The organism is Caballeronia ptereochthonis (genome assembly GCF_001545075.1).
GTDB classification, from domain to species: Bacteria; Pseudomonadota; Gammaproteobacteria; order Burkholderiales; family Burkholderiaceae; genus Caballeronia; species Caballeronia ptereochthonis.
The window spans coordinates 1-26,361 of the sequence record NZ_FCOB02000039.1 but is presented as its reverse complement, the minus strand read 5'-3'; the positions used below and the strand labels follow the sequence as shown (position 1 = coordinate 26,361).

21 protein-coding genes are annotated in these 26,361 nt (G+C 65.0%); 12 read left to right on the top strand and 9 right to left on the bottom strand.

Annotation, left to right across the window (positions count from 1 at the left end; all coding sequences use genetic code 11):
• Positions 1-43: 43 nt before the first annotated feature.
• Together AWB83_RS30340 and AWB83_RS30335 are read right to left on the bottom strand one after the other, a co-directional pair.
• Positions 44-1,036, bottom strand: coding sequence for a cation diffusion facilitator family transporter (locus tag AWB83_RS30340; RefSeq protein ID WP_087049326.1), 993 nt, complete (start codon positions 1,034-1,036; stop codon positions 44-46).
• Positions 1,037-1,059: 23 nt separating this feature from the next.
• Entirely contained in the window at positions 1,060-1,404 is a 345-nt protein-coding gene (locus AWB83_RS30335) for an ArsR/SmtB family transcription factor (RefSeq protein WP_087049325.1), read from the bottom strand.
• A gap of 139 nt (positions 1,405-1,543) precedes the next feature.
• Between AWB83_RS30335 and AWB83_RS30330 the strand changes: the two genes are divergently transcribed.
• A complete protein-coding gene (locus AWB83_RS30330; protein ID WP_208636821.1) occupies positions 1,544-3,394 on the top strand; it encodes a tetratricopeptide repeat protein in 1,851 nt (616 codons plus the stop codon).
• Positions 3,395-3,470: 76 nt separating this feature from the next.
• Here the strand turns inward: AWB83_RS30330 and AWB83_RS30325 are convergent, their stop codons facing one another.
• Complete coding sequence (locus tag AWB83_RS30325; RefSeq protein WP_087049323.1) at positions 3,471-4,766, bottom strand: MFS transporter; 1,296 nt, start codon at positions 4,764-4,766, stop codon at positions 3,471-3,473.
• A 211-nt stretch (positions 4,767-4,977) separates the two neighbouring features.
• Here AWB83_RS30325 and AWB83_RS30320 point away from each other — a divergent pair, with 211 nt between their 5' ends.
• The 3 genes from AWB83_RS30320 (at position 4,978) to AWB83_RS30310 (ending at position 7,708) form a co-directional block, all read left to right on the top strand.
• On the top strand, positions 4,978-5,523 hold the full coding sequence (locus AWB83_RS30320) for a GNAT family N-acetyltransferase (RefSeq protein WP_087049322.1): 546 nt from the start codon (positions 4,978-4,980) through the stop codon (positions 5,521-5,523).
• A gap of 231 nt (positions 5,524-5,754) precedes the next feature.
• Complete coding sequence (locus AWB83_RS30315) at positions 5,755-6,885, top strand: hypothetical protein (protein WP_143750127.1); 1,131 nt, start codon at positions 5,755-5,757, stop codon at positions 6,883-6,885.
• Between the two features lie 76 nt (positions 6,886-6,961).
• On the top strand, positions 6,962-7,708 hold the full coding sequence (locus tag AWB83_RS30310; RefSeq protein ID WP_087049320.1) for a DUF2968 domain-containing protein: 747 nt from the start codon (positions 6,962-6,964) through the stop codon (positions 7,706-7,708).
• Positions 7,709-7,795: 87 nt separating this feature from the next.
• On the opposite strand, the gene AWB83_RS30305 is transcribed toward AWB83_RS30310, so the two are convergent.
• The 5 genes from AWB83_RS30305 to AWB83_RS30285 form a co-directional block, all read right to left on the bottom strand.
• Complete coding sequence (locus AWB83_RS30305) at positions 7,796-9,250, bottom strand: gamma-glutamyl-gamma-aminobutyrate hydrolase family protein (RefSeq protein ID WP_087049319.1); 1,455 nt, start codon at positions 9,248-9,250, stop codon at positions 7,796-7,798.
• A 160-nt stretch (positions 9,251-9,410) separates the two neighbouring features.
• On the bottom strand, positions 9,411-11,168 hold the full coding sequence (locus AWB83_RS30300) for a cation:proton antiporter (protein ID WP_087049318.1): 1,758 nt from the start codon (positions 11,166-11,168) through the stop codon (positions 9,411-9,413).
• A gap of 209 nt (positions 11,169-11,377) precedes the next feature.
• On the bottom strand, positions 11,378-11,716 hold the full coding sequence (glnK, locus tag AWB83_RS30295) for a P-II family nitrogen regulator (RefSeq protein WP_086969848.1): 339 nt from the start codon (positions 11,714-11,716) through the stop codon (positions 11,378-11,380).
• A gap of 114 nt (positions 11,717-11,830) precedes the next feature.
• Positions 11,831-13,885: an NAD(+) synthase gene (locus tag AWB83_RS30290; RefSeq protein ID WP_087049357.1), complete on the bottom strand. Its 2,055-nt coding sequence runs from the start codon at positions 13,883-13,885 to the stop codon at positions 11,831-11,833.
• A gap of 116 nt (positions 13,886-14,001) precedes the next feature.
• Positions 14,002-15,144, bottom strand: coding sequence for a GNAT family N-acetyltransferase (locus AWB83_RS30285; RefSeq protein ID WP_087049317.1), 1,143 nt, complete (start codon positions 15,142-15,144; stop codon positions 14,002-14,004).
• A gap of 188 nt (positions 15,145-15,332) precedes the next feature.
• Between AWB83_RS30285 and AWB83_RS30280 the strand changes: the two genes are divergently transcribed.
• Positions 15,333-15,626 (top strand): GIY-YIG nuclease family protein, encoded by a 294-nt coding sequence (locus AWB83_RS30280; RefSeq protein WP_087049316.1) that lies wholly within the window; start codon positions 15,333-15,335, stop codon positions 15,624-15,626.
• A 49-nt stretch (positions 15,627-15,675) separates the two neighbouring features.
• On the opposite strand, the gene ppa is transcribed toward AWB83_RS30280, so the two are convergent.
• Positions 15,676-16,203, bottom strand: a complete 528-nt coding sequence (ppa, locus tag AWB83_RS30275) for an inorganic diphosphatase (RefSeq protein WP_087049315.1) — start codon at positions 16,201-16,203, stop codon at positions 15,676-15,678.
• A gap of 235 nt (positions 16,204-16,438) precedes the next feature.
• Between ppa and AWB83_RS30270 the strand changes: the two genes are divergently transcribed.
• The 7 genes from AWB83_RS30270 to urtD all read left to right on the top strand — a co-directional run bounded on the left by AWB83_RS30270 (position 16,439) and on the right by urtD (position 26,223).
• On the top strand, positions 16,439-17,878 hold the full coding sequence (locus tag AWB83_RS30270) for an aldehyde dehydrogenase family protein (protein ID WP_087049314.1): 1,440 nt from the start codon (positions 16,439-16,441) through the stop codon (positions 17,876-17,878).
• 28 nt (positions 17,879-17,906) lie between these two features.
• On the top strand, positions 17,907-18,683 hold the full coding sequence (locus AWB83_RS30265) for an SDR family oxidoreductase (protein WP_087049313.1): 777 nt from the start codon (positions 17,907-17,909) through the stop codon (positions 18,681-18,683).
• A 226-nt stretch (positions 18,684-18,909) separates the two neighbouring features.
• A complete protein-coding gene (locus AWB83_RS30260; protein WP_087049356.1) occupies positions 18,910-20,226 on the top strand; it encodes an MFS transporter in 1,317 nt (438 codons plus the stop codon).
• Between the two features lie 913 nt (positions 20,227-21,139).
• Positions 21,140-22,447: an urea ABC transporter substrate-binding protein gene (gene urtA, locus AWB83_RS30250; protein WP_087049311.1), complete on the top strand. Its 1,308-nt coding sequence runs from the start codon at positions 21,140-21,142 to the stop codon at positions 22,445-22,447.
• 81 nt (positions 22,448-22,528) lie between these two features.
• Positions 22,529-24,145, top strand: a complete 1,617-nt coding sequence (gene urtB, locus AWB83_RS30245) for an urea ABC transporter permease subunit UrtB (RefSeq protein WP_087049310.1) — start codon at positions 22,529-22,531, stop codon at positions 24,143-24,145.
• A gap of 3 nt (positions 24,146-24,148) precedes the next feature.
• Complete coding sequence (gene urtC, locus AWB83_RS30240; RefSeq protein WP_087049309.1) at positions 24,149-25,342, top strand: urea ABC transporter permease subunit UrtC; 1,194 nt, start codon at positions 24,149-24,151, stop codon at positions 25,340-25,342.
• On the top strand, positions 25,339-26,223 hold the full coding sequence (gene urtD / locus AWB83_RS30235; protein WP_087049308.1) for an urea ABC transporter ATP-binding protein UrtD: 885 nt from the start codon (positions 25,339-25,341) through the stop codon (positions 26,221-26,223). The genes urtC and urtD overlap by 4 nt, the downstream gene beginning before the upstream one ends.
• The last annotated feature ends 138 nt before the right edge of the window (positions 26,224-26,361 follow it).

Here is a 26,361-nt window from a genome sequence, read left to right as displayed (position 1 = left end):
CCCGTACCCTCCGCTTTCGGCATGCCCGCGGGGCCTCGCCGCTTCAGTGAACGTGGCCGCGCTGGTGCAGCACGCACGTGTGGCAGACCTCGCCGAACTCCACCTGCACGGTCGCATGATGCATCGAGTATTCGCGGCGCAGCGTCGTGACGACGCCCTGCACGAACGCGTCGCCGGGATGACCCTGCGGCATCACGAGATGCACGGTGAGCGCGTTTTCCGTCGTCGAGAGCGCCCAGACGTGCAGGTCGTGCACGTCGCGCACGCCGGGAAGCCGCGCGAGATAGCGTTCGATGCGCGCCATGTCGACGGAAGGCGGCACGGCCGCCATCGCGAGGCGCATCGCGTCGCGCCCGAGGCCCCAGGTGCCGTAGACGATCACCATCACGACGATGAGGCTCATCAGCGGATCGAGCCAGCTCCAGCCCGTGAACAGGATGACGAGACCGCTCACCGCGACGGCGGCGGAGATCGCGGCGTCGGCGGCCATATGCAGGAAGGCGCCGCGCACGTTGAGGTCGTCCTTGCTGCCGCGCATGAAGAGCCACGCGGAGAAGCCGTTCACGACGAGGCCGAGCGTCGCGACGATGAACACGTCCAGCCCCGCGACGGGCGCCGGATTGATGAGGCGCTGGATCGCTTCGAGCACGATCGCGCCGCACGCGAAGAGCAGCAGCGCGGCATTGGCGAGCGACGCGAGGATCGACGAGCTGCCGAGGCCGAAGGTATAGCGCGCGTTCGGCTGGCGGCTGCCGAGCCACACGGCGCCCCAGGCGAGCAGGAGGCCGAGCACGTCGGAGAGATTGTGGCCGGCGTCGGCGAGCAGGGCGGTGGAATGCGCAAGGAAGCCGTAGACGGCCTGCACGACCACGATCAGCACGTTCAGGCCGACGGCGAGCGCGAACGTCCGGCCCTGCCCCGCCTGCGGCGCGTGGTGATGGTGATGCCCGCCCGGGCCGTGGCCGTGGCCGTGGTGGTCATGCTCATGCCCGTGCGCATGTTGATGTTCGTGTTGTTCGTGCTGATGCGTACTCATCGGCGTGCTCGTGTTCGGTTTTTTCAGTCGAGGTCGGCAGGTTCGGACTGCGGCTCGGCGACGTGCTCCAGCAACTCGCCGAGCATGGCGCTGATGTGGCGGTCGGCGGCCACGTAGAACACCTGCTTGCCCTGGCGCTCCGCCCGCACGATGCGCGCCGCGCGCAATAGCCGCAGGTGATGGCTCACCAGCGACGACGACAGCCCGAGCGATTCCGCGATCGCCCCGACCGCGCGCTTGTGCTCGACGCACGCCAGCACGATGCGCAGGCGCGTCGGGTCGCCGAGCAGGCGAAACAGGTCGGCGAGCGGCACGACGCGGTCGTCGGAGGGGATCGCTCCGGCGGCGGAGGACAAAGGGGCCGTCACGGATTATGACAAATAATTGAATAGATGTTCACATGTTAAGTGCCATCGCTGCAACATGTCAACCGCGGTTTCCGAAGTCCGGGGCCTTCGGTGTGGGAAAATGCGAGGTTTGCAATCCGGGGCAGAAGTTTTTCCCATCATGGACACCGTTTTCGCCCGCGGTTTCGCGGCCCATCGTGACGGCCGCCTGACCGACGCGGAGCGCGACTACCAGGCCGCGCTCGCCGCCGAACCCCATCACGTCGACGCGCTGCACTACCTCGGCGTGCTGCGCCATCAGCAGGGCCAGCACGCCGAAGCGGCCGAGCTCGTGCGCCGCGCCGTGGACCTGCGCCCGACCGATGCCGGCCTGCAACTGAACCTCGGCAACGCGCTGAAGGCGCTCGGCCGCATCGACGACGCGATCGAGCGGTTCCGCAATGCGCTCACGCTCGCGCCCGGCTTTCCGCTCGCGCAGTACAACCTCGGCAACGCCTACACGGCGGCGGGCCGTCACGAAGACGCCGCCGACGCCTTCGAGAAGGCGCTGCGCCTGCAGCCAGACGACCCGGCCGCGTGGAACAACTTCGGCAACGCGCTTTCGGCGCTGCGCCGCTTCAAGGACGCGGCGCACGCGTTCAAGCGCGCGCTCGCGCTGCGCCCGCGTCATGCCGGCGCGCACAACAACCTCGGCATGGCGCTGAACGCGCTCGGCGACACGCACGGCGCCATCGAGCACTTTCGCGCCGCGCTCGAGGCCGAACCGAACTATGTCGCTGCGCATTTCAATCTCGGCAATCTGCTCGACGCGAACGGCAACCCTGAGGACGCGCTGCCCGTGCTGCGCAAGGCGGTCGACCTGCAGCCGCACTTCGCGCCGGGACACTTCGGGCTCGGCCACGCGCTCGCCAGGCTCGGCCGCCACGAGCAGGCCGTGCCGCACTTCGAGCGCGCGGTCGGCCTCGATCCAAACTACGGCGTCGCGTGGCTGTCCCTCGGCAACGCGCATCTCGCGCGCGGCGCGCACCAGGCGGCGCTGCGCGCGTTCGATCAGGCCTTGCGCCTCGACCCCCGCATGCCCGCCGCGCATCTGAATCGCGCCCTCGCCTTGCTGACGACCGGCGACTATGCGCGCGGCCTGCCCGCCTACGAGTGGCGTTTGCAGACATCCGGCAGCGAACCCACGCCGACCTTGCCGCGCTGGACAGGCGAGCCGATGCCCGGCCGCACGCTCCTCGTGCGCGCCGAACAGGGTTTCGGCGACACGTTGCAGTTCATCCGCTTCGTGCCGTTCGCGGCGAAGCGCGTCGGCAAGCTGGTGCTCGAAGTGCAGCCCGCGCTCGTTCCGCTGCTGGCTCCCGCGGCCCATGCCGCGCGCGTCGAGCTGAAAAGCAAGGCGGACGACCTCACGACGCAAGCAGACGCCTTCTGTCCGCTGCTCAGCCTGCCGCTCGCGCTCGGCATCACGTCGCCCGATGCGCTTCCGGCGCGCGCGCCCTATCTCGTCGTGCCAGCCGATTACCGGCGCAAGTGGCGCGGCTCTCTCGGCGGCCAGCACAAGCGCAAGATCGGCATCGCATGGTCGGGACGGGTGCAGCCGGGCGAAACGCGCTCCGCGCCCGTCGAAGCGCTCGCGCCGCTCTTCGCGCTCGAGGGCATCGACTGGATCGTGCTGCAGCCGTTCCTCACCGGGCGCGAGCGCGACGTGCTGCGCGCGCACCCGAACGCAAGGTCGATTCACTGCCTGGAAGGACGCCTCGACAATTTCGCGGACACCGGCGCGATCGTCGACCGGCTGGACGCCGTGGTTTCCGTGGATACGTCGGTCGCTCACCTGGCGGGCGCGCTCGGCAAGCCGGTCTGGGTGATGCTGCCCTTCGCCGCCGACTGGCGCTGGGGCGTCGATGCCGCCGGGAGCGCGTGGTATCCGGGCGCGCGCCTCGTGCGCCAGCGCGCGCCGGGCGAATGGCGCGAAGTGATCGAGCAGACGGCGGCCGAGCTACGGACGTGACCGCGCGCGAAGCTTTCAGGTCAAAAAAATCCCTCAACGAAGCGAGGGATTTTTTTCTGCCGCAAGCCGCCAGCCATCAAGCCGTCTTGTATTGATTGCGCGCTTCCGGCGAGCGATACAGCACGAGCGTCGCGATCAGGCCGCAGATCGCGGCGAGACCCATCCACAGCCCGGGCGCCGCCTTGTTGCCGGTGGTGTGGATCAGATATGTCGAGATCGCCGGCGTGAAGCCGCCGATGGTCGTCGCGAGGCTGTATGCCATCGAAAAACCGGTGGTGCGCACATCGACGGGCATGACTTCGGTCAGCGCCACCACCATTGCGCCGTTGTAGCTGCCGTACAGGAACGAGAGCCACAGTTCGACCATCAGCAGCCGCGCGAACGACGGATCCGCGACCAGCCATTGCACGGCCGGATACGACGTGAGAATCGTGAGGATGGTGAACACCAGCAGCACGGGACGACGGCCGATGCGGTCCGACACCGCGCCCATCACCGGCAGCCAGACGAGATTCGATATGCCGACGCACACGGTGACGACGAGCGCATCGATCGCGGAGAGCTTCAACACTTCCTTGCCGAAGGTCGGCGTGTACGCGGTGATCATGTAGAACGACACGGTCGTCATGATGACCATGCCCATGCCCGCGATCACCACGCCCCAGTTCTGCACGATCGAGCGCGCGATCTCGCCCATGCTCGGACGATGCTTCTTCGCGAGAAACTCGTCGGTCTCGCGCAGCGAGCGGCGGATGATGAACAGGAACGGCACGATCAGGCAGCCGATCAGGAACGGCACGCGCCAGCCCCACGCCGTCATCTGGTCGGCCGGCAGGAGGCGGTTCATGATCACGCCGATCAGCGCCGCGAACACCACGGCCACTTGCTGGCTGCCGGACTGCCAGGAACAATAGAAGCCCTTGTTGCCCTTGGTGGCGATCTCGGACAGGTACACCGACACGCCACCCAGCTCCACGCCGGCCGAGAAGCCCTGCAGGAGGCGCCCGCCCAGCACGATGACCGGCGCGAGCAGGCCGATGGTCGCATAGCCCGGCACGAGCGCCACGCACGCGGTGCCGATGGCCATCAGCGTGAGCGTGAGGATCAGGCCCTTGCGCCGTCCGTGGTGGTCGATGTACGCGCCGAGCACGATCGCGCCGACCGGCCGCATCAGGAAGCCCGCGCCGAACACGGAGAGCGCGAGCATCAGCGAGGCGAACTCGTTGCCGCTCGGGAAATAGGTCTTGGCGATCGCCGAAGCGTAATAGCCGTAGACCATGAAGTCGTACATTTCAAGGAAGTTTCCGCTGACGACGCGAAATACCGTCTTGAACTTGGATTCGTTGGCGGGGGCCAGGTGGGTCGTGGACATGACTTTCTCGAAAATCTGGACGTGGGCGCAAGTCGCCTCCGCGAAGGTCGCGAAAACCGTACACGGCCGTGACGGCGATCGACCGCGCTGAGCGAGGCAGAAGCTGTTTGGTTCTTATGGATGCGGTGACCTCAATCTTAACGCCTGAGCGACCGTGCCTGCACGCAACTTCGGCCAATTTCGCCCAACTAACATTAACAATAGCTTACATATGTCTAACTCCAAACCAACAACCGGCCCGAACGCCGCCACGCAATGCTCGCTGCGCGAAGCCACCTTGGCCGACGCCGCGCTCATCGCGTCCATGCACGCGCGCAGTTGGGCGTCGGCGTATCGCGGCATCCTGCCGGACGGCTATCTCGAACGCGACATGCATGCCGAGCGCGCCGCGCACTGGGAAGCGCGCATGAAGGAAATCGGCGCCGGCGCGGGATGCGCGTTCATCGCCGAACATGGCGGCGAGGCGGTCGGCTTCGTATGTCTTCTTGAACCGGACGAGACGGGCAGCGTGCTCGTTGACAATCTGCATGCGCTGCCCGGGCACAAGGGCCTCGGCACGGGCACCACGATGCTCGCCGAAGCGATACGCTGGGCGCGCTCGCGCGGCGCGCGGCAACTGCATCTCTTCGTACTGGAGCAGAACGCGGCGGCGATCGGCTTCTACGAATCGCGCGGCTGGAAGTGCGCGTCACGCGAAGCCGACCATATGGCCGGCATCGATCTCTTTTCGCTGCGCTACGTCTACTCACTCGCCTGACACGCCACGCAATACGTCGGCCGACTAACACGATCAACAAAGTTCAGTCAATAAGCATTCCTGTAAAAATTGACAATAGGAATGTTCTGGTCGTCGGAGACAAGGGCATTTCGTATGATGTCGGGTCGAATTTTCGGCCTCTTCGCGCTCTACCCGCGATGTCGTCTCCTGCGCCATGAAGGTCCGCGGCTGTCCCGCTGTCCCTGCCCGGCGCACGCATGTGGAATCTTCATGATCGAACCCCTGATCGTTGTGGAAGGCAATCTGCGTCTGCCGACGGTGCGCCTGCTGACGGATCCGTCCCTGAACTTCGGGTTCGAGTGGTCGCCCGCGCGCACGCGCCCCGTTCAATCGCAGTCGGAATTTCCGCTGTTCGCGGCGCGTTTCGAGACGGCTTACGTCCCCGCATTCCGTCTGTCGGATACGAGCTCGCCCTATCGCGCGGTGAGCCTGTGGGGCGTGTACGCCAGGGAAAGCATTCCACGCGCCGTGCTCAACCTGATGCAGGGCCCGCGCGCCTCCGGCGACGTCGAGGACAAGCGCATCGATCCGGTGCAACTGTCGGTCGGAGCCCCGATGACCGCGCCCGTCCGCAAGAGCCTCACCAGCAGGCCGGTCGCCATCGCGGTCGCGGCAGCCGCCGGCGCGATGCTCATCGTGTGGCTGCTGTTCGGATATGAACCGAAGCCGTCGGGCGAAACGCCGCCGGTTCTGGCCAATGGAGCCGAAATGCCCGCCCGGCCGGGAGCAAGCGCTCATTCGGCCGCGCCCGCGTTGGCGCCTGTGACGACCCCCCGTGTTCCTCGCGCCGAAACGGTGACCATCAATCGACCCGCCGCGTCCGCGACCGCGACCACGCTCGCCGCCACGTCAAAGCCGCTCGCGATTTCATCCGAGCCGTCCGCCGTCGCGCCGCCGCAGATCTCGTCCGCCGGCACGCGCAAGAGCACTGCGGCGACGGCGCAAGCCCATCCGCATCCACGCAAGACCGTGACGAAGCAAGCCGCGCATGCCGAACCTTCCGGCAACACGGCGAAGCGACGCAAGAACAGCGGCGCACACTCGATGGCCGATGTGACGGAGCAAAAACACCTCCACCGCGCGAAGGCCGAACCCGCGCTTCGGACGACTCACGCGATCGCGCGCGCCCATCCGGCCGACGAGCGCATCGCGGCGGTCGAATCCGCATGGCGCGCACGCGCGGCATCGAGCCATAACAACAGAAGCCAGCCGCCAAAGGCGCCGGACGCGATGAACCCGGAGGCGCTCTACGCGATCCTCCAGCACTCGCCGACGCTCGACAGCAACGCGCCCGCGTCCGGCGCACGCAATCCGCGCGCAGGAGGCGCAACTGGAAATTGACAGAGACGAACGGCCCGAGATGCGACAGAGAACGCGCCTTGCCAGTCCGATCAACCTTTTCGGCCCCGACGCCAACATGAAGCAACCCAGCACAATCCGTTACGCGACGCTCGCGCTCGCCCTGTCCATCTGCAGTTTTCTCGCGCCCTTCACGAGCACGTTCGCCGCTTCGACGCAGACGAAATACGCGACGAAGGCGAATCAGCCGAGTCAAGGCGCTCAACCCGGGGACGAGGCGTCGGCGCAAGCCGCTCCCGAGGACCTCTCCGACCTGAAAGCCGACGCACGCGCGCCGCGCGTCGAGGGCAATATCGCCGAGCTGCAGAATCTCGTGCAGGCAGGCAGTCTCATCGAATTGCGCGAGACGCGCAACGGCAGCTACGGCGCAAAACTCTTCTTCCTCGCGCAAGACATGCTGTTCTACGTGGCGCTCTCGCAGGACGATCGCTGGTGGCGTGTGGTGAAGACGCAGGACCAGAGCCGCGCGGAATCGATCTACGCGCAGTTCGCCCGCAAGAGCTTCGATCTCGCCGACGGCGAGATCCGCCGCATGCAGCTGGCGGCGCAGAAGGCGCTGCTCGAGCGCGTGATCGCGAAATCGGCGGAGCGCGCGAACCGGCTCTCCACCGACCTCGCGCTCGCGCAGCAGCAGGACTCGCAGGTATCGCAGCGACAGCAGCAATTGCAGGTCGAATCGGCCGCGCTGCAGACCGACAAGCTCGAAGCCGAACGCAAGCTGCGCGCGCTGCAGATGCAGGTCGACCAGCTTCAGCGGCAGACGGAAGCCGGGCTCGCGCCGGTAAACGTGATGCCCTCGCGTTGATCGGATCGGTTCGCACTTGAAAAGCAAGAAGGCCCGCTCGAGTCCGAGCGGGCCTTCTTCTTTACGGCTTGCTGCAACGCGCCTGACTCAGAACCGCGTTTCGCGCGCAACGCGCAGGAACGTGTCGAGCAACGGCGTGCAATCGAGCAGCTCCGCGCCGCCCGCCCGGTGAAACTCCGGGTGCCACTGCACGCCGACGACGAACGGCGCCTTGCGATACCGCACCGCCTCGATGATCCCGTCCGACGCCGACACCGCCTCGATGTTCAAATCGCGCCCGAGCGACTTCACCGCCTGATGGTGGATCGAGTTGACGATCGCCTCGCGCTGGTTCGGGAACATGTTGACGAGCGTGGAGCCGTCGGGGAAGCGGATCGAATGCCGATGCTGGTCGTACTGCTCATTGACGTGGATGCCGGCCGTCGGCACGTCGGTCGCGATATCGCCGTAAAGCGTGCCGCCGAACGCCACGTTGATCAGCTGGCAGCCGCGGCACACCCCGAGCACGGGCTTGCCCGACTCGACGAACTCATGCAGCAGCTCCAGTTCGTACATGTCGCGCACACGGTCGCCCGGCCATTCGGGACGCGTCGTCGCTTCCTCATAGGACTGCGGCGAGACGTCCGCGCCGCCTTGCAGCAGCAGGCCGTCGAGATGCTTCGCATAGTCGCGCAGGCGAATGTTGCTCGGATGCAGCATGCCCTGGTGTCCGACGGTCGGAATCATGAAGACGAGCACATCGCGCGACATGACCCAGTGCGCGATCGACTCCTCGAGATACTGCAGCGTCTTGCCGCGCAGCCCTTTCGCGCCCGGCTCCGGGTGGAAGATGCGCGCCGACACCCCGATGCGCAGCGTGCGCTGGGTGATGCGCTGCCCCGCGCGGTCGAAGATCTGCCGCGCGCGCGCCGCGATGATGCGGCCGAACACCGACCACGCCGAGTCCGACTGCTTGAGATAGGCGGGCTGCGCCGGCGCTGCGGCCTGTTCCGATACCGGCAGCGGCGGAGGATTGAGCTTGGCGAAATCGGGCGCATCGGTGAAGTCGGGCGGCAGGCCGACCGCCGGCGGCGGAGCCGTGCGGCCGGTCGGGGAATCGGTCGCGGCGGAGTGCGCGTTGGCATTCGCGGCTTCCGCTTCGGTCGCCGCTTCGAGATTTTCGGCGAGGCTTGCCTTGGAATCGGCGGACACACGGCGCTTTTCGCGCACCGCGGCTTCCTGAGCCGCCGTTGCACTCGCCGCCGATGCGCGGGCTTCGCGGGCGGCCTGCTGCGCTTCGTCGCGCCGGGCCTGGGTCGTATCGACCGGTTCGACGTTCGACGCGCTCGAAGGCGCATCCGTCGATGCCCGCTCTGTCGCGCTCGCCTTGGGACCGGGCGCCGCGGCCGCCGCTGCGGCTTCGGGCGGCGCCGTGGGATTCGCGCGCGGTCCGTGCGGCGCGGATGGCGCGCCGTCCTGCGAAACTCCCGCTGCCGAAGAATCGGCGCCATGATGGCGCGCGTCGATGCTGCTTGCGTCGTTGGACGTTTTGTTATCGCTCATTCCGATTCAGGCGCTCGAGCGCCGTAAGGAGCATGCACAAGCCTTGATTATCCGCCTCCGGACAGGGCGGGGCAAACCAGCACACAATTGCTCACATTGGCTCACATTATCGCGGGAACCGGTAATACGCCGCTCTCAGGGCTATCCCGTGAAAAAGCCGTCAATCATCGCGCGGCTCCTCGAAGGTCTCGCGCAAGGCGATCTGCATCGTCGCGTGGATTTTCACGCACCAGCGCCACAGCACCGTCAGCAACAGCGCCGCGCACAGCAGCACGCCGACCATCAGCCCGAACGGCGGCAGGATGCCGCCCGAGAGCGCCGCGACGAGCAGAAAGACGCCGAACATCGCGACGATCGGAATGAGCCCGGAAATCGCCGAACGGATCGCGCGCGTGAAGCGCCCCGCTTTCGCGGGCTGCACGCTCACCTCCGCGAGCAGCAGCGCGAGCGATTCGAGCTTGCGGTACACGGCGACCAGAAACGGCAACGCGACGATGAGCGCCGCGCTCCACAGCGCGACGCGCTGCGCGTTATCGGTTTCGAGCCAGCGCGCGAGATGCGCGGACGCGAACGGCGCCGCATACGACGCGCCCAGAAAGATCGCCGCGACGAGCGCGAGATTCACCGAGATCTGCAGCACGATGCGCTTCGTCATCGAGAAGAGCGTCGGGCCGCCGGACACGGGCGTCAGGCTCGCGAGCCATTGCGAATAGAGGCCGAAGGTGTTGGCCACCGGCGCGGGCATCGCGCGGGCGAGGCGCATCGTGAGCGGATCGGCGGCGCGGATGAGATACGGCGTGAAGAGCGTCGTGACCGCGGACACGGCCACCGCGATCGGATAGAGAAAGCTGCTCGTGACCTTGAGCGAGAGCCCGAGCGACGCGATGATGAACGAGAACTCGCCGATCTGCGCGACGCTCATGCCGACGCGCATCGCCGTGCGCCCGTCCTTGCCCGCGAGAAAAGTGCCGAGCCCGCACGACACGATCTTGCCGAGCACCACCGCGACCGTGATGACGGCGATCGGCCACGCGTACTCCACGAGCACCGCCGGGTTCAGCAGCAGGCCGATGGTGACGAAGAAGATCGCCGAGAACATGTCGCGCACCGGCGCAATGAGATGCTCGATGCGCGCGAGATGCCTCGACTCCGCCATGATCGCGCCGATGAGAAACGCGCCGAGCGCGATCGAATAGTCGAGCTTCACGACGAGCAGGCAGAAGCCGAAGCAGAAGCCGAGCACGGTGACGAGCAGCATCTCGTCGCTCTTCGCGCGCGCGACGTAATTGAGCGCGCGCGGCACGGTGAGTATGCCGACGACGAGCGACACCGTCATGAAGAGCAGCAGCTTGCCGAGCGTCACGGCCGCGATGCCCGCGCTCACCGAGCCCGTCTGCGCGATGCCCGACAGCAGCACGAGCATTGCGATGGCGAGGATGTCCTCGACGATCAGAATGCCGAACACGAGCTGCGCGAAGCCCTCGCCTTTCATGCCGACTTCGGAGAGCGCCTTCACGATGATGGTCGTCGACGAGATCGCGAGCATCGCGCCGAGAAAGAGCGAGTCCATTGCATTCCAGCCGAACCAGCGGCCGATCTCGTAGCCGATCCAGATCATCAGCACGATTTCCGAGAGCGCGGCGACGAAGGCCGTCGCGCCGACCTTGAACAGCTTGCGCAGGCTGAACTCGAGCCCGAGCGAGAACATCAGGAAGACGACGCCGAGCTCGCCGAGCGTCTGGATCGTCGCTTCGTCGTGGATGAGATTGAACGGCGGCGTGTACGGCCCGATGATCACGCCCGCGACGATATACCCGAGGACGACCGGCTGCCGCATGCGGTGGAACAACACCGTCACGACACCCGCGATGGCCATGATCACTGCGAGATCCTGAATGAAGCCGATCGCGTGATGCATCAAACGAATCCTTACAAAAATATAACAGGAGAACCGATGTTACCGCACGGACGGGTAAATCCTGCGGTCAGGCAAGCAATACGGATGAAAAAAACCGGAGACGACGACGCGCATCGCACTGGTGCATGCGCACTCCAGAGAGGGAAACAGGAGGGAACGGTGAGCCCGCTCGAACGAGCGGGCGGATACGTCGACAGGAATCGAAGCGCTCAGACCGCTGCTTCGTTTTCCTCGCCGGTGCGGATGCGGATGACGCGTTCGACCTCGGCGACGAAAATCTTGCCGTCACCGATCTTGCCGGTGCGCGCCGCGCCGATGATCGCGTCGATCACCTGATCGGTCTGATCGTTCGCGACGACGACTTCGATCTTCACCTTCGGGAGGAAGTCGACCACATACTCTGCACCACGATAGAGCTCCGTGTGCCCCTTCTGACGGCCGAAGCCCTTCACTTCCGTGACCGTGAGACCCGTGAGCCCCACTTCGGCGAGCGCTTCGCGAACTTCGTCGAGCTTGAACGGTTTGATGATGGCGGTGATGCGTTTCATGGCGAGCCTCGCGTAAATATCGATTCAAGGGTTCGAAAAAAGGTCGTGCCCCGCGTGGGACAGATGTTTTCGATTCTAGCCGCGTTTCATCGAGCAAGCGAACGACGCTCGACATCACTCCGTCACGGGAACGCGCTCCAGGTCCTTGAGCCACACCGTTGCCTGCGAATCGCTCGGCGCTCGCCAGTCGCCGCGGGGAGAAAGCGAGCCGCCCGACCCGACCTTCGGCGCGTTCGGTATGCATGAACGTTTGAACTGGCTGGTGCGGAAGAAGCGGTCCAGAAAGATCCTGAGATTCTTGCGGATCTCGGCGAGGCCGTACTGATTCCGGGTGACGGTGGGCCCTTCCGGCCACTCGCCCGCATCGCGGTTGCGCCATGCGGTGAGCGCCAGAAATGCGACCTTGGTGGGAGCGAAGCCGAACCGAAGCGTGTAGTACAGGTTGAAATCCTGCAGTTCATAGGGGCCGATGACGCTCTCCGTCTTCTGCTCCACGGCGCCGCTCGTCTTGCCGGGGATGAGCTCCGGACTGATATCGGTGCTCAGGATGTTTTCGAGCACGTCGGTTCCGGTGCTGCCGATCTGCCCCGATTCGGCCACCCAACGAACCAGGTGCGTGATCAATGTCTTGGGCACGCTCGCGTTGACGTTGTAGTGGGACATGTGATCGCCCACTCCATAGGTGCACCAGCCGAGTGCCAGCTCACTCAGGTCCCCTGTGCCGATGACGATCGCGTTGTTGAAATTCGCCAGCCGGAACAGGTGACTCGTGCGCTCTCCTGCCTGCACGTTCTCATAGGTGATGTCGTATTGCTCGCTCCCCGAACTGTGCGGATGGCCGATGTCGGACAGCATCTGCACGCAACTCGGGCGAATGTCGATTTCGCCGGCCGTGCAGCCGATGACCTCCATCAACTCGCGCGCCTGGCCGAGCGTCCGGTCGCTCGTCGCGAAGCCGGGCATCGTGTACGCCAGTATGTTGGAGCGCGGCAGTCCGAGGCGGTCCATGGCTTTCGCGCACACGAGCAGTGCATGCGTCGAATCCAGGCCGCCGGAAATACCGATGACGACCTTGGAGATGCCCGACGACTGAAGCCGCTGCAGCAGCGCCTGCACCTGGATGTTGTACACCTCGTTGCATCGCTCGTCGCGTCGCGCCGGGTCTGCCGGGACGTAGGGAAAGCGCTCGACGCGTCGCTCGAGCGGCAGCTTCCCTTTGGCCGGCAGGGCGATCGGGAATTCGACCACGGTGAACTTCTCGACCTCGTCGGCGTGCCTGTGCGTCGATCGGCCGAAGGTGGTCTGCCTCATGCGCTCGCGGGAAAGCCGCTCCAGGTCCACGTCGGCGAATATGAGGTGGGACTCGCCGGAGAAACGCTCGGATTCCGCGAGCAGCTCACCGTTCTCGTAAATGAGGCCTTGGCCGTCCCAGGCCATGTCGGTGGACGACTCCCCATCTCCCGCCGACGTGTAGAGATACGCGGCGATGCAACGCGCGGACTGTTGGCCGACGAGCTGATGCCGATACGCCGACTTGCCCACGACGATGTTCGAGGCCGACAGATTCACGAGCACGGTCGCGCCGGCGAGCGCCGCGAACGACGAAGGCGGAACGGGCACCCACACGTCTTCGCAGATTTCGACGTGAAACCTGAAGAGCGGAAGGTTCTCGATCTGAAAGAGCAGCGACGGCCCGAACGGCGCGTCCTGTCCGCACAGCGAGAGCGTGCGTGTGGTCGCGGCATCGGCCGGGCTGAACTGCCGCGCTTCGTAGAACTCGCCATAGTTGGGCAAGTAGCTCTTCGGGACGACGCCGCGAATGATTCCGTCGGCGATGACGATCGCGCAATTGAAGAGCTTGTGCTCGGCTCTGACCGGCGCGCCGACGATCAGCGCCGCGTTCAGCCCTTGCGACGCTTCGAGAATGCTTTTCAGGGCATCCTCGCAGGCATCGAGCAGGGCTCTTTGATGAAAGAGGTCGTCACAGGTGTACGCGGAAATACCGAGTTCGGGAAACGCGACGAGCACCGCGCCGCGCCCTGCCGCCTGCCTCGCCAGCTCGATCGTCTGCGCGGCGTTGAACGCCGGGTCGGCCACTTTGCAGGTCGGAACGGCAACTGCGACGCGCGCGAAGTCATGGCTGTATAGGTTGAAAAAGTCTTTGCTCATCGTCGACATTACCTGCGCGTGTTGACCAGTGCTCACTGCGCGGCGTCGCCGGCAGGGCGTGATGCGATATCGGTATGAAATGGGGTAAGAACCCGCAACGATTATCGCATGCGCATTCAGGCCTTCTTGCGGAACGGCGTATGCGCTTCCAGCTCTTCGATGTGATGATCCATCGCTTCGGTTTCCGCATCGAGAAACTCGGCGATCGCCTGCGCGAAACGCTGATCCGCGATCCAGTGCGCGGACCACGTCGGCGTCGGCAGAAGGCCGCGCGACATCTTGTGCACGCCCTGCGCGCCGCCTTCGAAGCGCGCCAGCGCGTGTTCGATGCAGTACGCGATGCCCTGCATATAGCACGTCTCGAAGTGCAGGCCCGAGACGAACTCGCGCGTGCCCCAGTAGCGGCCATACATCGTGTCGCCGCCGATCATGTTGAGCGCGCACGCGAGCGGTTCGCCGTCGGCTTCCGCGATCACGAGCAGCACGCTGTCGGGCGCTTCGGCATGAATGCGGCCGAAAAATTCGCGCGTGAGATACGGCGCGTTCCAGTGCTCACGATACGTGTTGTCGTAGCAGTCGTAGAAGAAGTCGAGCGCGCCCTGATCGATCTCCGCGCCGCGCAGCCACCTGTACGTGACGCCCGCTTCCGTCACGCGCCGCCGGTCCTGCTTGATCTTCTTGCGCTTGTCGTGGCTCATCGTCGCGAGGAACGCGTCGAAGCTCTGGTAGCCCTCACCGGGCAGATTCTCCCAGTGGAACTGCACGCCTTCTCGCAGCATGTAGCCCGCGTCCGTCAGCGCCTCGACGTCCTGCGCGTGCGGAAACAGCACATGCAGCGACGAGAGCTCGAGCCGGCGCGTCAGCTCGATCGCCCCGCGCGCGAGCAACACGCGATCCTCGTGATGCGCCGCGATGAGGCGCGGGCCCGTCACCGGCGAGAACGGCACCGCGGACAGCGCCTTCGGGTAATAGCGCAGGCCGTGGCGCTCGAAGGCATCGGCCCAGGCGTGATCGAAGACGTATTCCCCGCGCGAGTGCGACTTGAGATACAGCGGCATCGCGCCGGCGAACTCGCCCCCGCGTGTCAGGATCAGATGATGCGCACGCCAGCCGGTGCGCCTGACCGCGCATCCCGTTTCCTGCAACGCCGAGAGAAACGCGTGACGCACGAACGGATTGTCGCCGGCGATCCGGTTCCAGTCGTCGGCCGGGATGTCGTCCAGCGCATCGACCACATGAATTTCGACCTCGCGATTCAACAGGCTTTACCTCGCTGAAATAACGGCGGGCGCGAGCGATGCAAGACATGCGGCGAACCGCGCCCGAAAGCGGCTATTCTCGCGCAAGTCCGCGAATGCCGCCCGCGCGCCGATGCACCGCTACTGCCCCGACACGGTGCTTTCGGCGATAATGCGCGGCGAATCCTCTCCTGCGCCCATACAACGCGATGCCGTGGTTCCTCTATCTGATCGAATGCGCCGACGGCAGCCTCTACACGGGCATCGCGACGGATGTCGAGGCGCGCTTTCTCGTGCACGCGAGCGGCAAGGGCGCACGCTATACGCGCGCGAGAAAACCGCTCAGAGTGCTGGCGTCGTTCGAACTGACGGGGAGATCGGAGGCGTTGCGCGCCGAATATCGCGTGAAGCGTCTGAGCGCGCAGCAGAAGCGCGCGTTGATCGCGGGAGAGCGGTCGCTCGAATCGTTGTTGCCCCGGATCGAGGCAAGCGAGGAAGAGTGAGGCGCCGCCGCGCTTCGAGCACGCGGCGGCGCCATGCCGAAAGAACCGCTTACTTCTTGTAGTTCGCGGCGCCTTCCGAGATTTCCTTGTGCGCCGCGTCGATGCCCGCCCAGCCCTCGACCTTCACCCACTTGCCTTTCTCGAGCGCCTTGTAGTTCTCGAAGAAGTGCTTGATCTGATCCTTCAGGTATTCGGGCACGTCGTCGATCGACTTGATGTTCGCCGTCATCGGGCAGACCTTGTCGTGCGGCACGGCGATCAGCTTCGCATCCACGCCGGATTCGTCCGTCATCTGCAGCATGCCGAGCGCGCGCGCCCGTACGACCGCGCCTGCCAGCAGCGGGAAGGGCGTGATGACGAGCACGTCGACCGGGTCGCCGTCGCCGGAGAGCGTCTGCGGAATGAAGCCGTAGTTGGCCGGATAGCGCATGCCGGTGCTGATGAAGCGGTCGACGACGAGCAGGCCCAGGTCCTTGTCCGCTTCGTATTTGACCGGATCGCTCTGCGCGGGAATCTCGATGATGACGTTGAAATCCTGCGGAAGGTCCTTGCCGGGAGGTACGTTGTTGAAGCTCATGAGCACTCTCTGGAGAAGTTGAGGTCGGAGACGGAATCGCACGGGCGGACGGCCCCTTGGCGGAACCGCTGCGCTCGTCGCGCATGCGGGTGCGTGATTGCGTCATTATAGCCAATCGGGTCTCGCCGCCCGCCACGGCGGGCGCGCGCCGGGCGTTGGCGCGATAATCGGATGCGGCGCCGAAAAAACATCGAATTCCATCAGCCGGCTCAAAGCCGGATATCAGGAGACATGCATGGAAGAAGCGAAGCACTTCATCGACAACCGCTGGGTCGCGCCGTCGGTCGGCGAGACGATTCCGGTGGTCGATCCGTCGGACGGCCAGATCTTCGCGCAGATCGCGCGCGGCACGCCGGCCGACATCGACCGGGCGGTAGCCGCCGCGCGCGCCGCCTACGAAGGCCCGTGGGGCGCGACGAGCGCCGCCGAGCGCGGGCGTGTTCTCGCGCGGCTGTCGATGCTGATCTCCGCGTGCCACGAGGAGATCGCCCAGGTCGAAGCCCGCGACACCGGCAAGCCGCTCAGGCAGGCGCGCGCCGACGCCACCGGCATCGCGCGCTACTTCGAGTTCTACGCGGGCGCCGCCGACAAGCTGCACGGCGAAACCCTGCCCTATCAGTCCGGCTTCACGGTGCTCACGATCCGCGAGCCGCACGGCGTGACGGGCCATATCGTGCCGTGGAACTATCCGCTGCAGATTTTCGGGCGCAGCGTCGGCGCGGCGCTCGCGACCGGCAACGCGTGCGTCGTGAAGCCGGCGGAGGATGCGTGCCTGTCGCTCTTGCGCATTGCGGAACTGGCGGCGGAAGCGGGGCTTCCGGACGGCGCGCTCAACATCGTGACCGGCTACGGGCATGAAGCGGGCGCGGCGCTCGCGCGTCATCCGGGCATCGACCATATTTCGTTCACCGGGTCGCCCGCGACGGGCGCGGCCGTCACCAAGATGGCCGCCGACAACCACGTGCCCGTTACGCTGGAGCTGGGCGGCAAGTCGCCGCAAATCGTCTTCGCCGATGCCGACTTCGACGCAGCCCTGCCCGTGCTCGTCGCCGCGATCGTGCAGAACGCCGGACAGACGTGCTCGGCGGGCAGCCGCGTGCTGATCGAGCGGGCGGCGTATGAGCCGCTGCTCGAGCGGCTCTCGCAGGCGTTCGCGGCGCTCCGGGTCGGCCCGAGCAAGCTCGATCTCGACTGCGGCCCGCTCATCAGCGCGAAGCAGCAGCAGCGCGTGTGGGACTACCTGTCCGATGCGCAGCACGACGGCATCCCGATGGCCGCGCACGGCGAAGTCGTCGCGGATGCGCCCGAAGCCGGCTTCTATCAAGCGCCGACGCTCCTGCGCGACGTGCCGCCGACGCACCGTCTCGCGCGCGAGGAGGTGTTCGGACCGGTGCTCGCCGCCATGCCCTTCGAGGACGAAGCCGATGCGCTCAAGCTCGCGAACGGCACGGACTACGGACTGGTGGCGGGCATCTGGACGCGCGACGGCGCGCGCCAGATGCGCCTTGCGCGGCGCGTGCGCTCGGGGCAGGTGTTCATCAACAACTACGGCGCGGGCGGCGGCATCGAGTTGCCGTTCGGCGGCGTGAAGCATTCGGGACACGGACGCGAGAAGGGCTTCGAGGCGCTGTACGGCTTCACGACCTTGAAGACCATCGCGATCAAGCACGGCTGACGCCCATATCGACAAAAAAGGAGGCAACATGCGACTGCAAGGCAAGACGGTGATCGTGACGGGCGGCGGCTCGGGATTCGGCGAAGGCATCGCGAAGACCTTCGCGCGCGAAGGCGCGAACGTCGTCGTGAACGATCTGAATGGCCCTGCCGCCGAGCGCGTGGCGAGCGAGATCGCGCTCGCCTCGTCGCCGGAAGCCGCGCACGGCCGCGCGATCGCGGTGCAAGGCGACGTGACCAGGCGCGAGGACTGGCAGAAGCTGCACGACGCGGCCATCGAGGACTTCGGCAGCGTGCAGATCGTCGTCAACAATGCGGGGACGACGCACCGTAACAAGCCCGTGCTCGAAGTGACGGAGGCCGAGTTCGACCGCGTCTATGCGGTGAACGTGAAGAGCATCTACTGGAGCGTCGAGCAGTTCGTGCCGTATTTCCGCGAGCAGGGCGGCGGCGCGTTCATCAACATCGCGTCGACGGCGGGCGTGCGGCCGCGCCCGGGCCTCGTCTGGTACAACGGCAGCAAGGCGGCGGTGATCATCGCGAGCAAGGCGCTCGCAGTCGAACTGGGCGCGGACCGCATCCGCGTGAACTGCATCAATCCGGTGATGGGCGAGACCGGCCTGCTCTCCGAATTCATGGGCATGGAGGACACGCCCGAGAACCGCCGCAAGTTCCTCGCGACCATTCCGCTCGGGCGCCTCTCGACGCCGCAGGACATCGCGAACGCCGCGCTCTATCTCGCCTCCGACGATGCCGAGTTCATCACCGGCGTCGCCCTCGAAGTGGACGGCGGGCGTTGCGTCTGATCGCCTGACTTGCGCGCCGTGCTTCCGGGTGCGGCGCGCACCGTCAGCATCGGTGCTTTCCCTAGCAAAAACAAGCGCTTGGCGTCGATGACGAACGGCTAGAATCCTTACGCGTCTGTAATCGCGGGCGGGCCCATTCCGCTCCCCGATGCATGAGAACGAGCGCCTTGCATGGGACCAGTGCAAGGCGCCGAAGCGCCAACATCGCCCGACAGGAGACAACAACATGGCCAGCACCGCCAATCCCATGCCCCGCCCCGGCGCGGGCGCGCCGTCCGCTTTCGAGGAGGCCACCTACCGCAAGGTGGCGTGGCGGCTCTCGCCGCTTCTTTTGATCTGCTACGTGGTCGCGTATCTGGACCGTGTGAACGTCGGCTTCGCCAAGCTGCAGATGGCCGCCGACCTGCAGCTGTCGGACGCCGTGTACGGCTTCGGCGCGGGCATCTTCTTTTTCGGCTACTTTATCTTCGAGATTCCGAGCAACGTGATCCTGCATCGGGTGGGCGCGCGGGTGTGGATTGCGCGGATCATGATCTCGTGGGGCATCATTTCCGCGCTCACGATGTTCGTCACTACGCCTACGATGTTCTACGTGATGCGCTTCCTGCTGGGCGCGGCGGAAGCGGGCTTCTTCCCCGGGATCATTCTTTATCTGACGTACTGGTTTCCGGCGCGGCGGCGCGGACGCATGACGACGCTCTTCATGACGGCCATCGCGCTGTCGGGCCTGATCGGCGGGCCGGTGTCGGGCTGGATCATGAAGAGCTTCGACGGCGCGAACAACTGGCACGGCTGGCAATGGCTGCTGTTGCTCGAAGGCATTCCGTCGGTGGTCGTCGGCCTGGTCGTGCTCGCCATGCTGGACGATCGCATTTCGAAGGCCAAGTGGCTCACGCAGGAAGAGCGCGAGCTGCTGGAGCGCAACATAGCCGCGGATAACGTCGAGAAGGAGGATCCGTCGATCGGCAGGATCCTGTCGAGTCCGAAGGTGTGGCTGATGAGCCTCATCTACTTCTCGTTCGTGATGGGCCTGTACGGCGTGAGCTTCTGGCTGCCGACCATCATCAAGTCGATGGGCGTATCGGATGCGCTCCAGGTCGGCCTGCTCTCCGCGATTCCGTATGGCGCGGCGGTGATCGGCATGCTGTATGCGGCGCGCAGCGCGGACAGGAGCGGCGAGCGCCGCTGGCACATTGCGATTCCGGCGTTCCTCGGGGCGATCGGGCTGGTGCTGTCGGTGGTGTGGGCATCGAACACGACGCTTGCGATGGTCGGTCTCACGCTTGCCACGACGGGCATCCTTACGACGCTGCCTTTGTTCTGGAGTCTGCCGACGGCGTTTCTTGCGGGCACGGGCGCGGCTGCGGGCATTGCGATGATCAACTCGCTTGGCAACCTTGCGGGGTTTTTGAGTCCTTATCTCGTTGGGTGGCTCAAGCAGGCTACTGCGTCGAATGCAAGCGGGATGTATATGCTTGCGGGGTTCATGGTACTTGGCGCGTTGCTCGCGTTGAGCGTGCCGGCGCGGATGGTTAATCGTTAGGGGTCTTTTTGCCGGAGGCGTGGGTTGGTTTGTTTGTTTGTTTGTTTGTTTGTTCGTTCGCTTGCGCTTCTGTGAAATCCTGATTGCTTAGTGGTCTATTAGCGTTGCCCCTGTGCGGGGCGGCAGTCACTTTCTTTGCTGCTGCAAAGAAAGTAACCAAAGAAAGCAGCTTTTTGGCCCAGGCAGACTCGTCGTCATCGTTCGGAGTGGCCCAGCCCCTAAGTGTCGCCCTCAAAGGACTCACGCGACGTGGCTCGCGCACGGTCTGACTAGCCTGTCATCCAAGATGGCTGGTTCAGCCCCAAAGCGTTCCGGCACAGCGCTACGCGCTGCCGCAGGGTATGCAAGGGAAACCGTCGTTAGGCAGAAGCGGAGAGATGGAAGCGTTAGTAGAGAAGCGCGCGCGCGAACCCGATGAACCCTTCGGCCGCGCAGCGGGCCGGTGCTCTTTAGTGCTGAACCAGTCAGTCTTGTGGTGCGATGGAGCAGACCATGCGCGAGCCAAGCTGCGTCAGTCATACGAGGGCGACACTTAGGGGCTGGGCCACTCCGAACCATGACAACGCGTCCGCCTCCAGCACTCCGGGCCAAAGCTGCTTTCTTTGGTTACTTTCTTTGCAGCAGCAAAGAAAGTGACTGCCGCCCCGCACAGGGGCAACACTAATAGACCACTAAGCAATCAGGATTTCATAGAAGCCCAAGCAGAGCAAACAAAAAAACACCCCCACGCACCGCAACGATGCACGCGATCGAACCCACGCACCAAAACATCTCGCACAAACCACCCCAAGCCGGCAGGCAAAATCCCCAAACCCCCGCCCTTCGGGCACATCCCTCCTTGGCATAACCCTTGCAGAAAAACGCCGGCAATCGTCATTGCCCAAACAAACACATCGGCAAGGGGAACACACTCATGAAACGTCGCAGTCTGCTGAAGTTCGGCTCCATGTCGGGCGCGCTCGCCCTCGCGAGTCAGCTTCCGATCTCGAAGGCCCAAGCCGCCGACACCGGTCCGATCAAAGTCGGCATCCTGCATTCGCTGTCAGGCACCATGGCGATCTCCGAGACGTCGCTGAAGGACACGGCGCTCATGACCATCGCGGACATCAACAAGAACGGCGGCGTGATGGGCCGCCAGCTGCAACCCGTCGTCGTCGATCCGGCGTCCAACTGGCCGCTCTTCGCCGAGAAGGCCCGCCAGCTCCTCACCCAGGACAAGGTCGCGTGCGTGTTCGGCTGCTGGACCTCGGTGTCGCGCAAGTCCGTGCTGCCGGTCTTCGAGGAACTCAACGGCCTGCTCTTCTATCCCGTCCAGTACGAAGGCGAAGAGATGTCGCGCAACGTCTTCTATACGGGCGCAGCGCCCAACCAGCAGGCGATCCCCGCCGTCGAATATCTGATGGGACCGGAAGGCGGCAGCGCCAAGCGCTTCTTCCTGCTCGGCACCGACTACGTGTACCCGCGCACGACCAACAAGATCCTGCGCGCATTCCTCCACTCCAAGGGGGTCAAGGATGCGGACATTCAAGAGGTCTACACACCGTTCGGACATAGCGACTATCAGACCATCGTCGCGAACATCAAGACCTTTGCCCAAGGGGGAAAGACAACCGTCGTATCTACGATCAACGGCGATTCGAACGTACCGTTCTACAAGGAGCTCGGCAACCAGGGCCTGAAGGCCACCGACGTGCCCGTCGTGGCGTTCTCGGTCGGCGAAGAGGAACTGCGCGGCATCGACACCAAGCCGCTCGTCGGTCACCTCGCGGCATGGAACTACTTCATGTCGGTGAAGAATCCCAACAACAAGAAGTTCGAAACGCAGTTCGCCGAATGGGTCAAGTCGCAGAATCTGCCGGGCGGCGACAAGCGCGTCACGAACGATCCGATGGAAGCGACCTTCGTCGGCATCCACATGTGGAAGCAGGCGGTCGAAAAGGCAAAGAGCACCGACGTCGACAAGGTGCGCACCGCAATGGTCGGCCAGAGCTTCGCCGCGCCCTCGGGCTTCACGCTGACGATGGACGGCAACCACCATCTGCACAAGCCCGTGATGATCGGCGAAATTCGCGGCGACGGCCAGTTCAACGTCGTGTGGAAAACCAAGACCGCGATCCGCGCGCAACCGTGGAGCCCGTATATCGCCGGCAACGACGGCAAGCCCGATGTGGTCAGCTCGATCCCGTCGTTCCTGCGCCGCCAGCGGGTGCGCACCGCCTGACGCGCTGACGGTTTGAAGCAGCAAGGCCGCGCGCCCGCAGACAATGCGCGCGGCCGTCGACGTCTTACAAGAAAGGCCACCATGACCGGTTCGCTCGCCTCACCCTTCGTGCGTGTGTTGCTCGCGCTCTTCATTGCGATCGCGCCGTTCAGCGCCCAGGCGCTCACCAACGATGATCTCGCCCCGCTCGCGGGCGACGACTTCGAAGCCAAGTCCGCCGCCATCGACAAGCTCATCGCCAACGCGGACGTGCCCTCGGTCGCGGTGCTGAGCGCGTTGTCCGCCGGCTCCGCTGTCGCGACCGACAACGGCCACGTCTATATCCAGACCGACGACGGCAACAAGGATCCCGTCACCGGCAAGATCGTCGAAGCGCCCGGCGCTCAGGCGATCACACTGAGCAACATCCTGCGCACGAAAGTGGCGGGCGCGCTCTCGGGCCTGCAGCTCGCATCGCCCGATGTGGCGAAGCGCCGCGAAGCCATCGCGGCATTGCTGAAGAACCCGGACGCATCGATGAAGCCGATGATCGACCGCGCCCGCGCCATCGAACAGGATGCCGAGCTGAAGAAGCGTCTCGACACGCTCTGGGCGATGACGGCGCTTCACGATCCCGACGTCGGCAAGCGCCTCGAAGCGGCGCAGCTCGTCGCCGCACGCCGCGATCTCGACATGTACGAGCTGTTGCGCCCGATCGTCGCGAAGAAGGCCGACGGCACCTACAACGAGCCCGACGAGCGCGTGCGCAACGCGGCGCAGGAAGGCATTTACGCGCTGGATTCGATCCAGCGCCGCAGCGAAATCTTCGGCACGATCTTCGCGGGCCTGTCGCTCGGCAGCGTGCTGCTGCTCGCGGCGCTAGGGCTCGCGATCACGTATGGCCTCATTGGCGTCATCAACATGGCGCACGGCGAATTCCTGATGATCGGCGCGTACGCGACCTACGTCGTGCAGAACCTCGTGCAGCACTACGCGCCCGCCGCGTTCAACTGGTACCCGCTGTTCGCGGTGCCTGTCTCGTTCATCGCGGCGGCGCTGGTCGGCATCGCGCTGGAGCGGCTCGTGCTGAAGCATCTCTATGGCCGTCCGCTCGAAACGCTGCTGACGACCTTCGGCATCAGCCTGATCCTCATTCAGGCGACGCGCACGATCTTCGGCGCACAGAACGTGCAGGTGTCCAACCCCTCGTGGATGAGCGGCGGCGTCGCCGTCATGCAGAACCTCATCCTGCCGTACAACCGCCTGACGATCCTCGCGTTCTCGCTGATCGTGGTGCTGATCGCCTGGGGCGTGCTGACGCGCACACGTCTTGGATTGTTCGTGCGCGCGGTGACGCAGAACCGCCGCATGGCCGCCTGCGTCGGCGTGAAGACGGCGCGCGTCGATTCGTATGCGTTTGCGTTCGGCGCGGGCATCGCGGGACTCGGCGGTTGCGCGCTCTCGCAGATCGGCAATGTCGGGCCGGACCTCGGCCAGAGCTACATCATCGATTCGTTCATGGCCGTGGTGCTGGGCGGCGTCGGCCAGCTTGCGGGCACGGTGATCGGCGGCTTCGGGCTCGGCCTCGTGAGCAAGGCGGTCGAACCGTTCTGGGGCGCGGTGCTCGCGAAGATCGCGGTGCTCGTGCTGATCGTGTTGTTCATCCAGAAGCGTCCGCAGGGCATGTTCGCCCTGAAGGGCCGCAGCGCGGAGGCCTGATCCATGACCGCCTCGACCAATATCGGCGCCAATCTCGACGTCGCGCCGCAACCCGACGCCAGCGCCGCGCGCGCGGGCTTCGCGCTCGGCTTGCCGCCGCGCGCCGCGCTCCTGCCGCGCCACGGCTGGATCGCCCTGATCGCGCTCATCATCGCGATGGGCGTGTTCGTGCCCGTGTCCGCGCTCGTGCTGCCGGAGACGAGCACGTTCCACTTGTCCGCGTATGCGATGACGCTCGCAGGCAAGCTCATGTGCTATGCGATCGGCGCGCTCGCGCTCGATCTCGTGTGGGGCTACTGCGGCATTCTGAGCCTCGGCCACGCGCTCTTCTTCGCGCTCGGCGGCTACGCGATGGGCATGTACCTGATGCGTTCGATCGGCCACGAAGGCGTGTACAAGAGCGATCTGCCCGACTTCATGGTGTTTCTCGACTGGCACAAGCTGCCGTGGTACTGGGAAGGCACCGAGCATCTCTGGTATGCGCTTCTGCTCGTCGTGCTCGTGCCCGGCGTGCTCGCGTGGGTGTTCGGCTTCTTCACGTTCCGCTCGCGCGTGAAGGGCGTGTACCTGTCGATCATCACGCAGGCGATGACCTTTGCCGCGATGCTGCTCTTCTATCGCAACGAGACGGGCTTCGGCGGCAACAACGGCTTCACGGACTTCAAGCGCATCGCGGGTTTTCCGATCACGCATGCGGGCACGCGCACTGCCCTCTTCCTCATCACGTTCGCCGTGCTCGTGCTCGCGTTTCTCGCGGCGCGCTGGATCGTCACGTCGAAGCTCGGGCGCGTCGTGACCGGCGTGCGCGACGGCGAGGCGCGCCTGATGTTCCTCGGCTACAGTCCGCTCGCGTACAAGCTGTTCATCTGGACGGTATCGGCCGTGTTGTGCGGCATCGCGGGCGCGCTGTATGTGCCGCAAGTGGGCATCATCAATCCGAGCGAGATGTCGCCTGCGAACTCGATCGAAATGGCGATCTGGGTTGCGGTCGGCGGACGCGGCACGCTGCTCGGGCCGATCATTGGCGCGTTCGCGGTGAATGGCGCGAAGAGCTTCTTCACTGCGCATTTCGCGGAATACTGGCTGTTCTTCCTTGGTCTCATCTTCACGCTCGTGCCCTTGCTGTTGCCCAACGGCATCATGGGCCTCATTGATCTCGCGCGTCGCGGGAAGACAGCAGGAGATTCAGCAGAATGACCGCACATCACGCCTTGATCGTGGATTTGCCGCCGATTCCGCCGGCGCCGGATTTGCCTGAATCGAGTCACAAGAACATCAACGTCATCTCGGGCCTGGGCCATGTGCTTGCACCCGGCGAGATCGACGTATCGCACGGCACGATCCTCTATCTGGAAGACGTGACGGTGAGCTTCGACGGTTTTCGCGCGCTGAACAAGCTGACGCTCTCGATCGACGTGGGCGAGTTGCGTTGCGTGATCGGCCCGAACGGCGCAGGCAAGACGACGATGATGGACGTCATCACGGGCAAGACGCGGCCTGACGACGGCAAGGTCTTCCTCGGGCAGACATTTGATCTCACGCGCATGTCGGAGCCTGTCATCGCGCGCACGGGCATTGGCCGCAAGTTTCAGAAGCCGACGGTGTTCGAGAATCATCCTGTGTGGGAGAACCTTGAGCTTGCGATGAAGACGGACAAGCGCTGGTTTGCTTCATTGCGTGCGCGGCTGGATCGTGAGGCGCAGGCGCGGATCGAGGAAACGCTGGAGCTGATTCGCCTGCAGCATCAGGCGACGAGACTTGCTGGCGAGCTTTCGCACGGACAGAAGCAGCGGCTGGAGATCGGCATGTTGCTGATGCAGCAGCCCGCGCTTCTGCTGCTTGACGAGCCTGCTGCGGGCATGACCGATCACGAGACGATGGAGCTCGCGGAGTTGCTCAACAAGCTGCGCGGTTCATGTTCGATGATGGTCGTGGAGCACGACATGGAGTTCGTGGCGGCGCTCGCGGGCGATAGCGGCAAGGTCACGGTGATGGCCGAGGGCAGCGTCCTGGCGGAGGGCACGCTTGAGGACGTCAAGCGTGACGAAGCTGTTATCGAGTCTTATTTGGGGCGGTGAGGTTTTTGGGTTCTGGTTTGCTTGGGCTTCTGTGAAATCCTGATTTCTTAGTGGTCTATTAGCGTTGCCCCTGTGCGGGGCGGCAGTCACTTTCTTTGCTGCTGCAAAGAAAGTAACTGTATTGAAGGTCAAGTGCAA

Excerpts from the sequence above, each read along its gene's own strand:
- AWB83_RS30340 (WP_087049326.1), bottom strand. The coding sequence starts at position 1,036 with ATGAGTACGCATCAGCACGAACAACACGAACATCAACATGCGCACGGG.
- AWB83_RS30330 (WP_208636821.1), top strand. The coding sequence starts at position 1,544 with ATGGACACCGTTTTCGCCCGCGGTTTCGCGGCCCATCGTGACGGCCGC.
- AWB83_RS30325 (WP_087049323.1), bottom strand. The coding sequence starts at position 4,766 with ATGTCCACGACCCACCTGGCCCCCGCCAACGAATCCAAGTTCAAGACG.
- AWB83_RS30320 (WP_087049322.1), top strand. The coding sequence starts at position 4,978 with ATGTCTAACTCCAAACCAACAACCGGCCCGAACGCCGCCACGCAATGC.
- AWB83_RS30315 (WP_143750127.1), top strand. The coding sequence starts at position 5,755 with ATGATCGAACCCCTGATCGTTGTGGAAGGCAATCTGCGTCTGCCGACG.
- AWB83_RS30310 (WP_087049320.1), top strand. The coding sequence starts at position 6,962 with ATGAAGCAACCCAGCACAATCCGTTACGCGACGCTCGCGCTCGCCCTG.
- AWB83_RS30305 (WP_087049319.1), bottom strand. The coding sequence starts at position 9,250 with ATGAGCGATAACAAAACGTCCAACGACGCAAGCAGCATCGACGCGCGC.
- AWB83_RS30300 (WP_087049318.1), bottom strand. The coding sequence starts at position 11,168 with ATGCATCACGCGATCGGCTTCATTCAGGATCTCGCAGTGATCATGGCC.
- glnK (WP_086969848.1), bottom strand. The coding sequence starts at position 11,716 with ATGAAACGCATCACCGCCATCATCAAACCGTTCAAGCTCGACGAAGTT.
- AWB83_RS30290 (WP_087049357.1), bottom strand. The coding sequence starts at position 13,885 with ATGAGCAAAGACTTTTTCAACCTATACAGCCATGACTTCGCGCGCGTC.
- AWB83_RS30280 (WP_087049316.1), top strand. The coding sequence starts at position 15,333 with ATGCCGTGGTTCCTCTATCTGATCGAATGCGCCGACGGCAGCCTCTAC.
- ppa (WP_087049315.1), bottom strand. The coding sequence starts at position 16,203 with ATGAGCTTCAACAACGTACCTCCCGGCAAGGACCTTCCGCAGGATTTC.
- AWB83_RS30270 (WP_087049314.1), top strand. The coding sequence starts at position 16,439 with ATGGAAGAAGCGAAGCACTTCATCGACAACCGCTGGGTCGCGCCGTCG.
- AWB83_RS30265 (WP_087049313.1), top strand. The coding sequence starts at position 17,907 with ATGCGACTGCAAGGCAAGACGGTGATCGTGACGGGCGGCGGCTCGGGA.
- AWB83_RS30260 (WP_087049356.1), top strand. The coding sequence starts at position 18,910 with ATGGCCAGCACCGCCAATCCCATGCCCCGCCCCGGCGCGGGCGCGCCG.
- urtA (WP_087049311.1), top strand. The coding sequence starts at position 21,140 with ATGAAACGTCGCAGTCTGCTGAAGTTCGGCTCCATGTCGGGCGCGCTC.
- urtB (WP_087049310.1), top strand. The coding sequence starts at position 22,529 with ATGACCGGTTCGCTCGCCTCACCCTTCGTGCGTGTGTTGCTCGCGCTC.
- urtC (WP_087049309.1), top strand. The coding sequence starts at position 24,149 with ATGACCGCCTCGACCAATATCGGCGCCAATCTCGACGTCGCGCCGCAA.
- urtD (WP_087049308.1), top strand. The coding sequence starts at position 25,339 with ATGACCGCACATCACGCCTTGATCGTGGATTTGCCGCCGATTCCGCCG.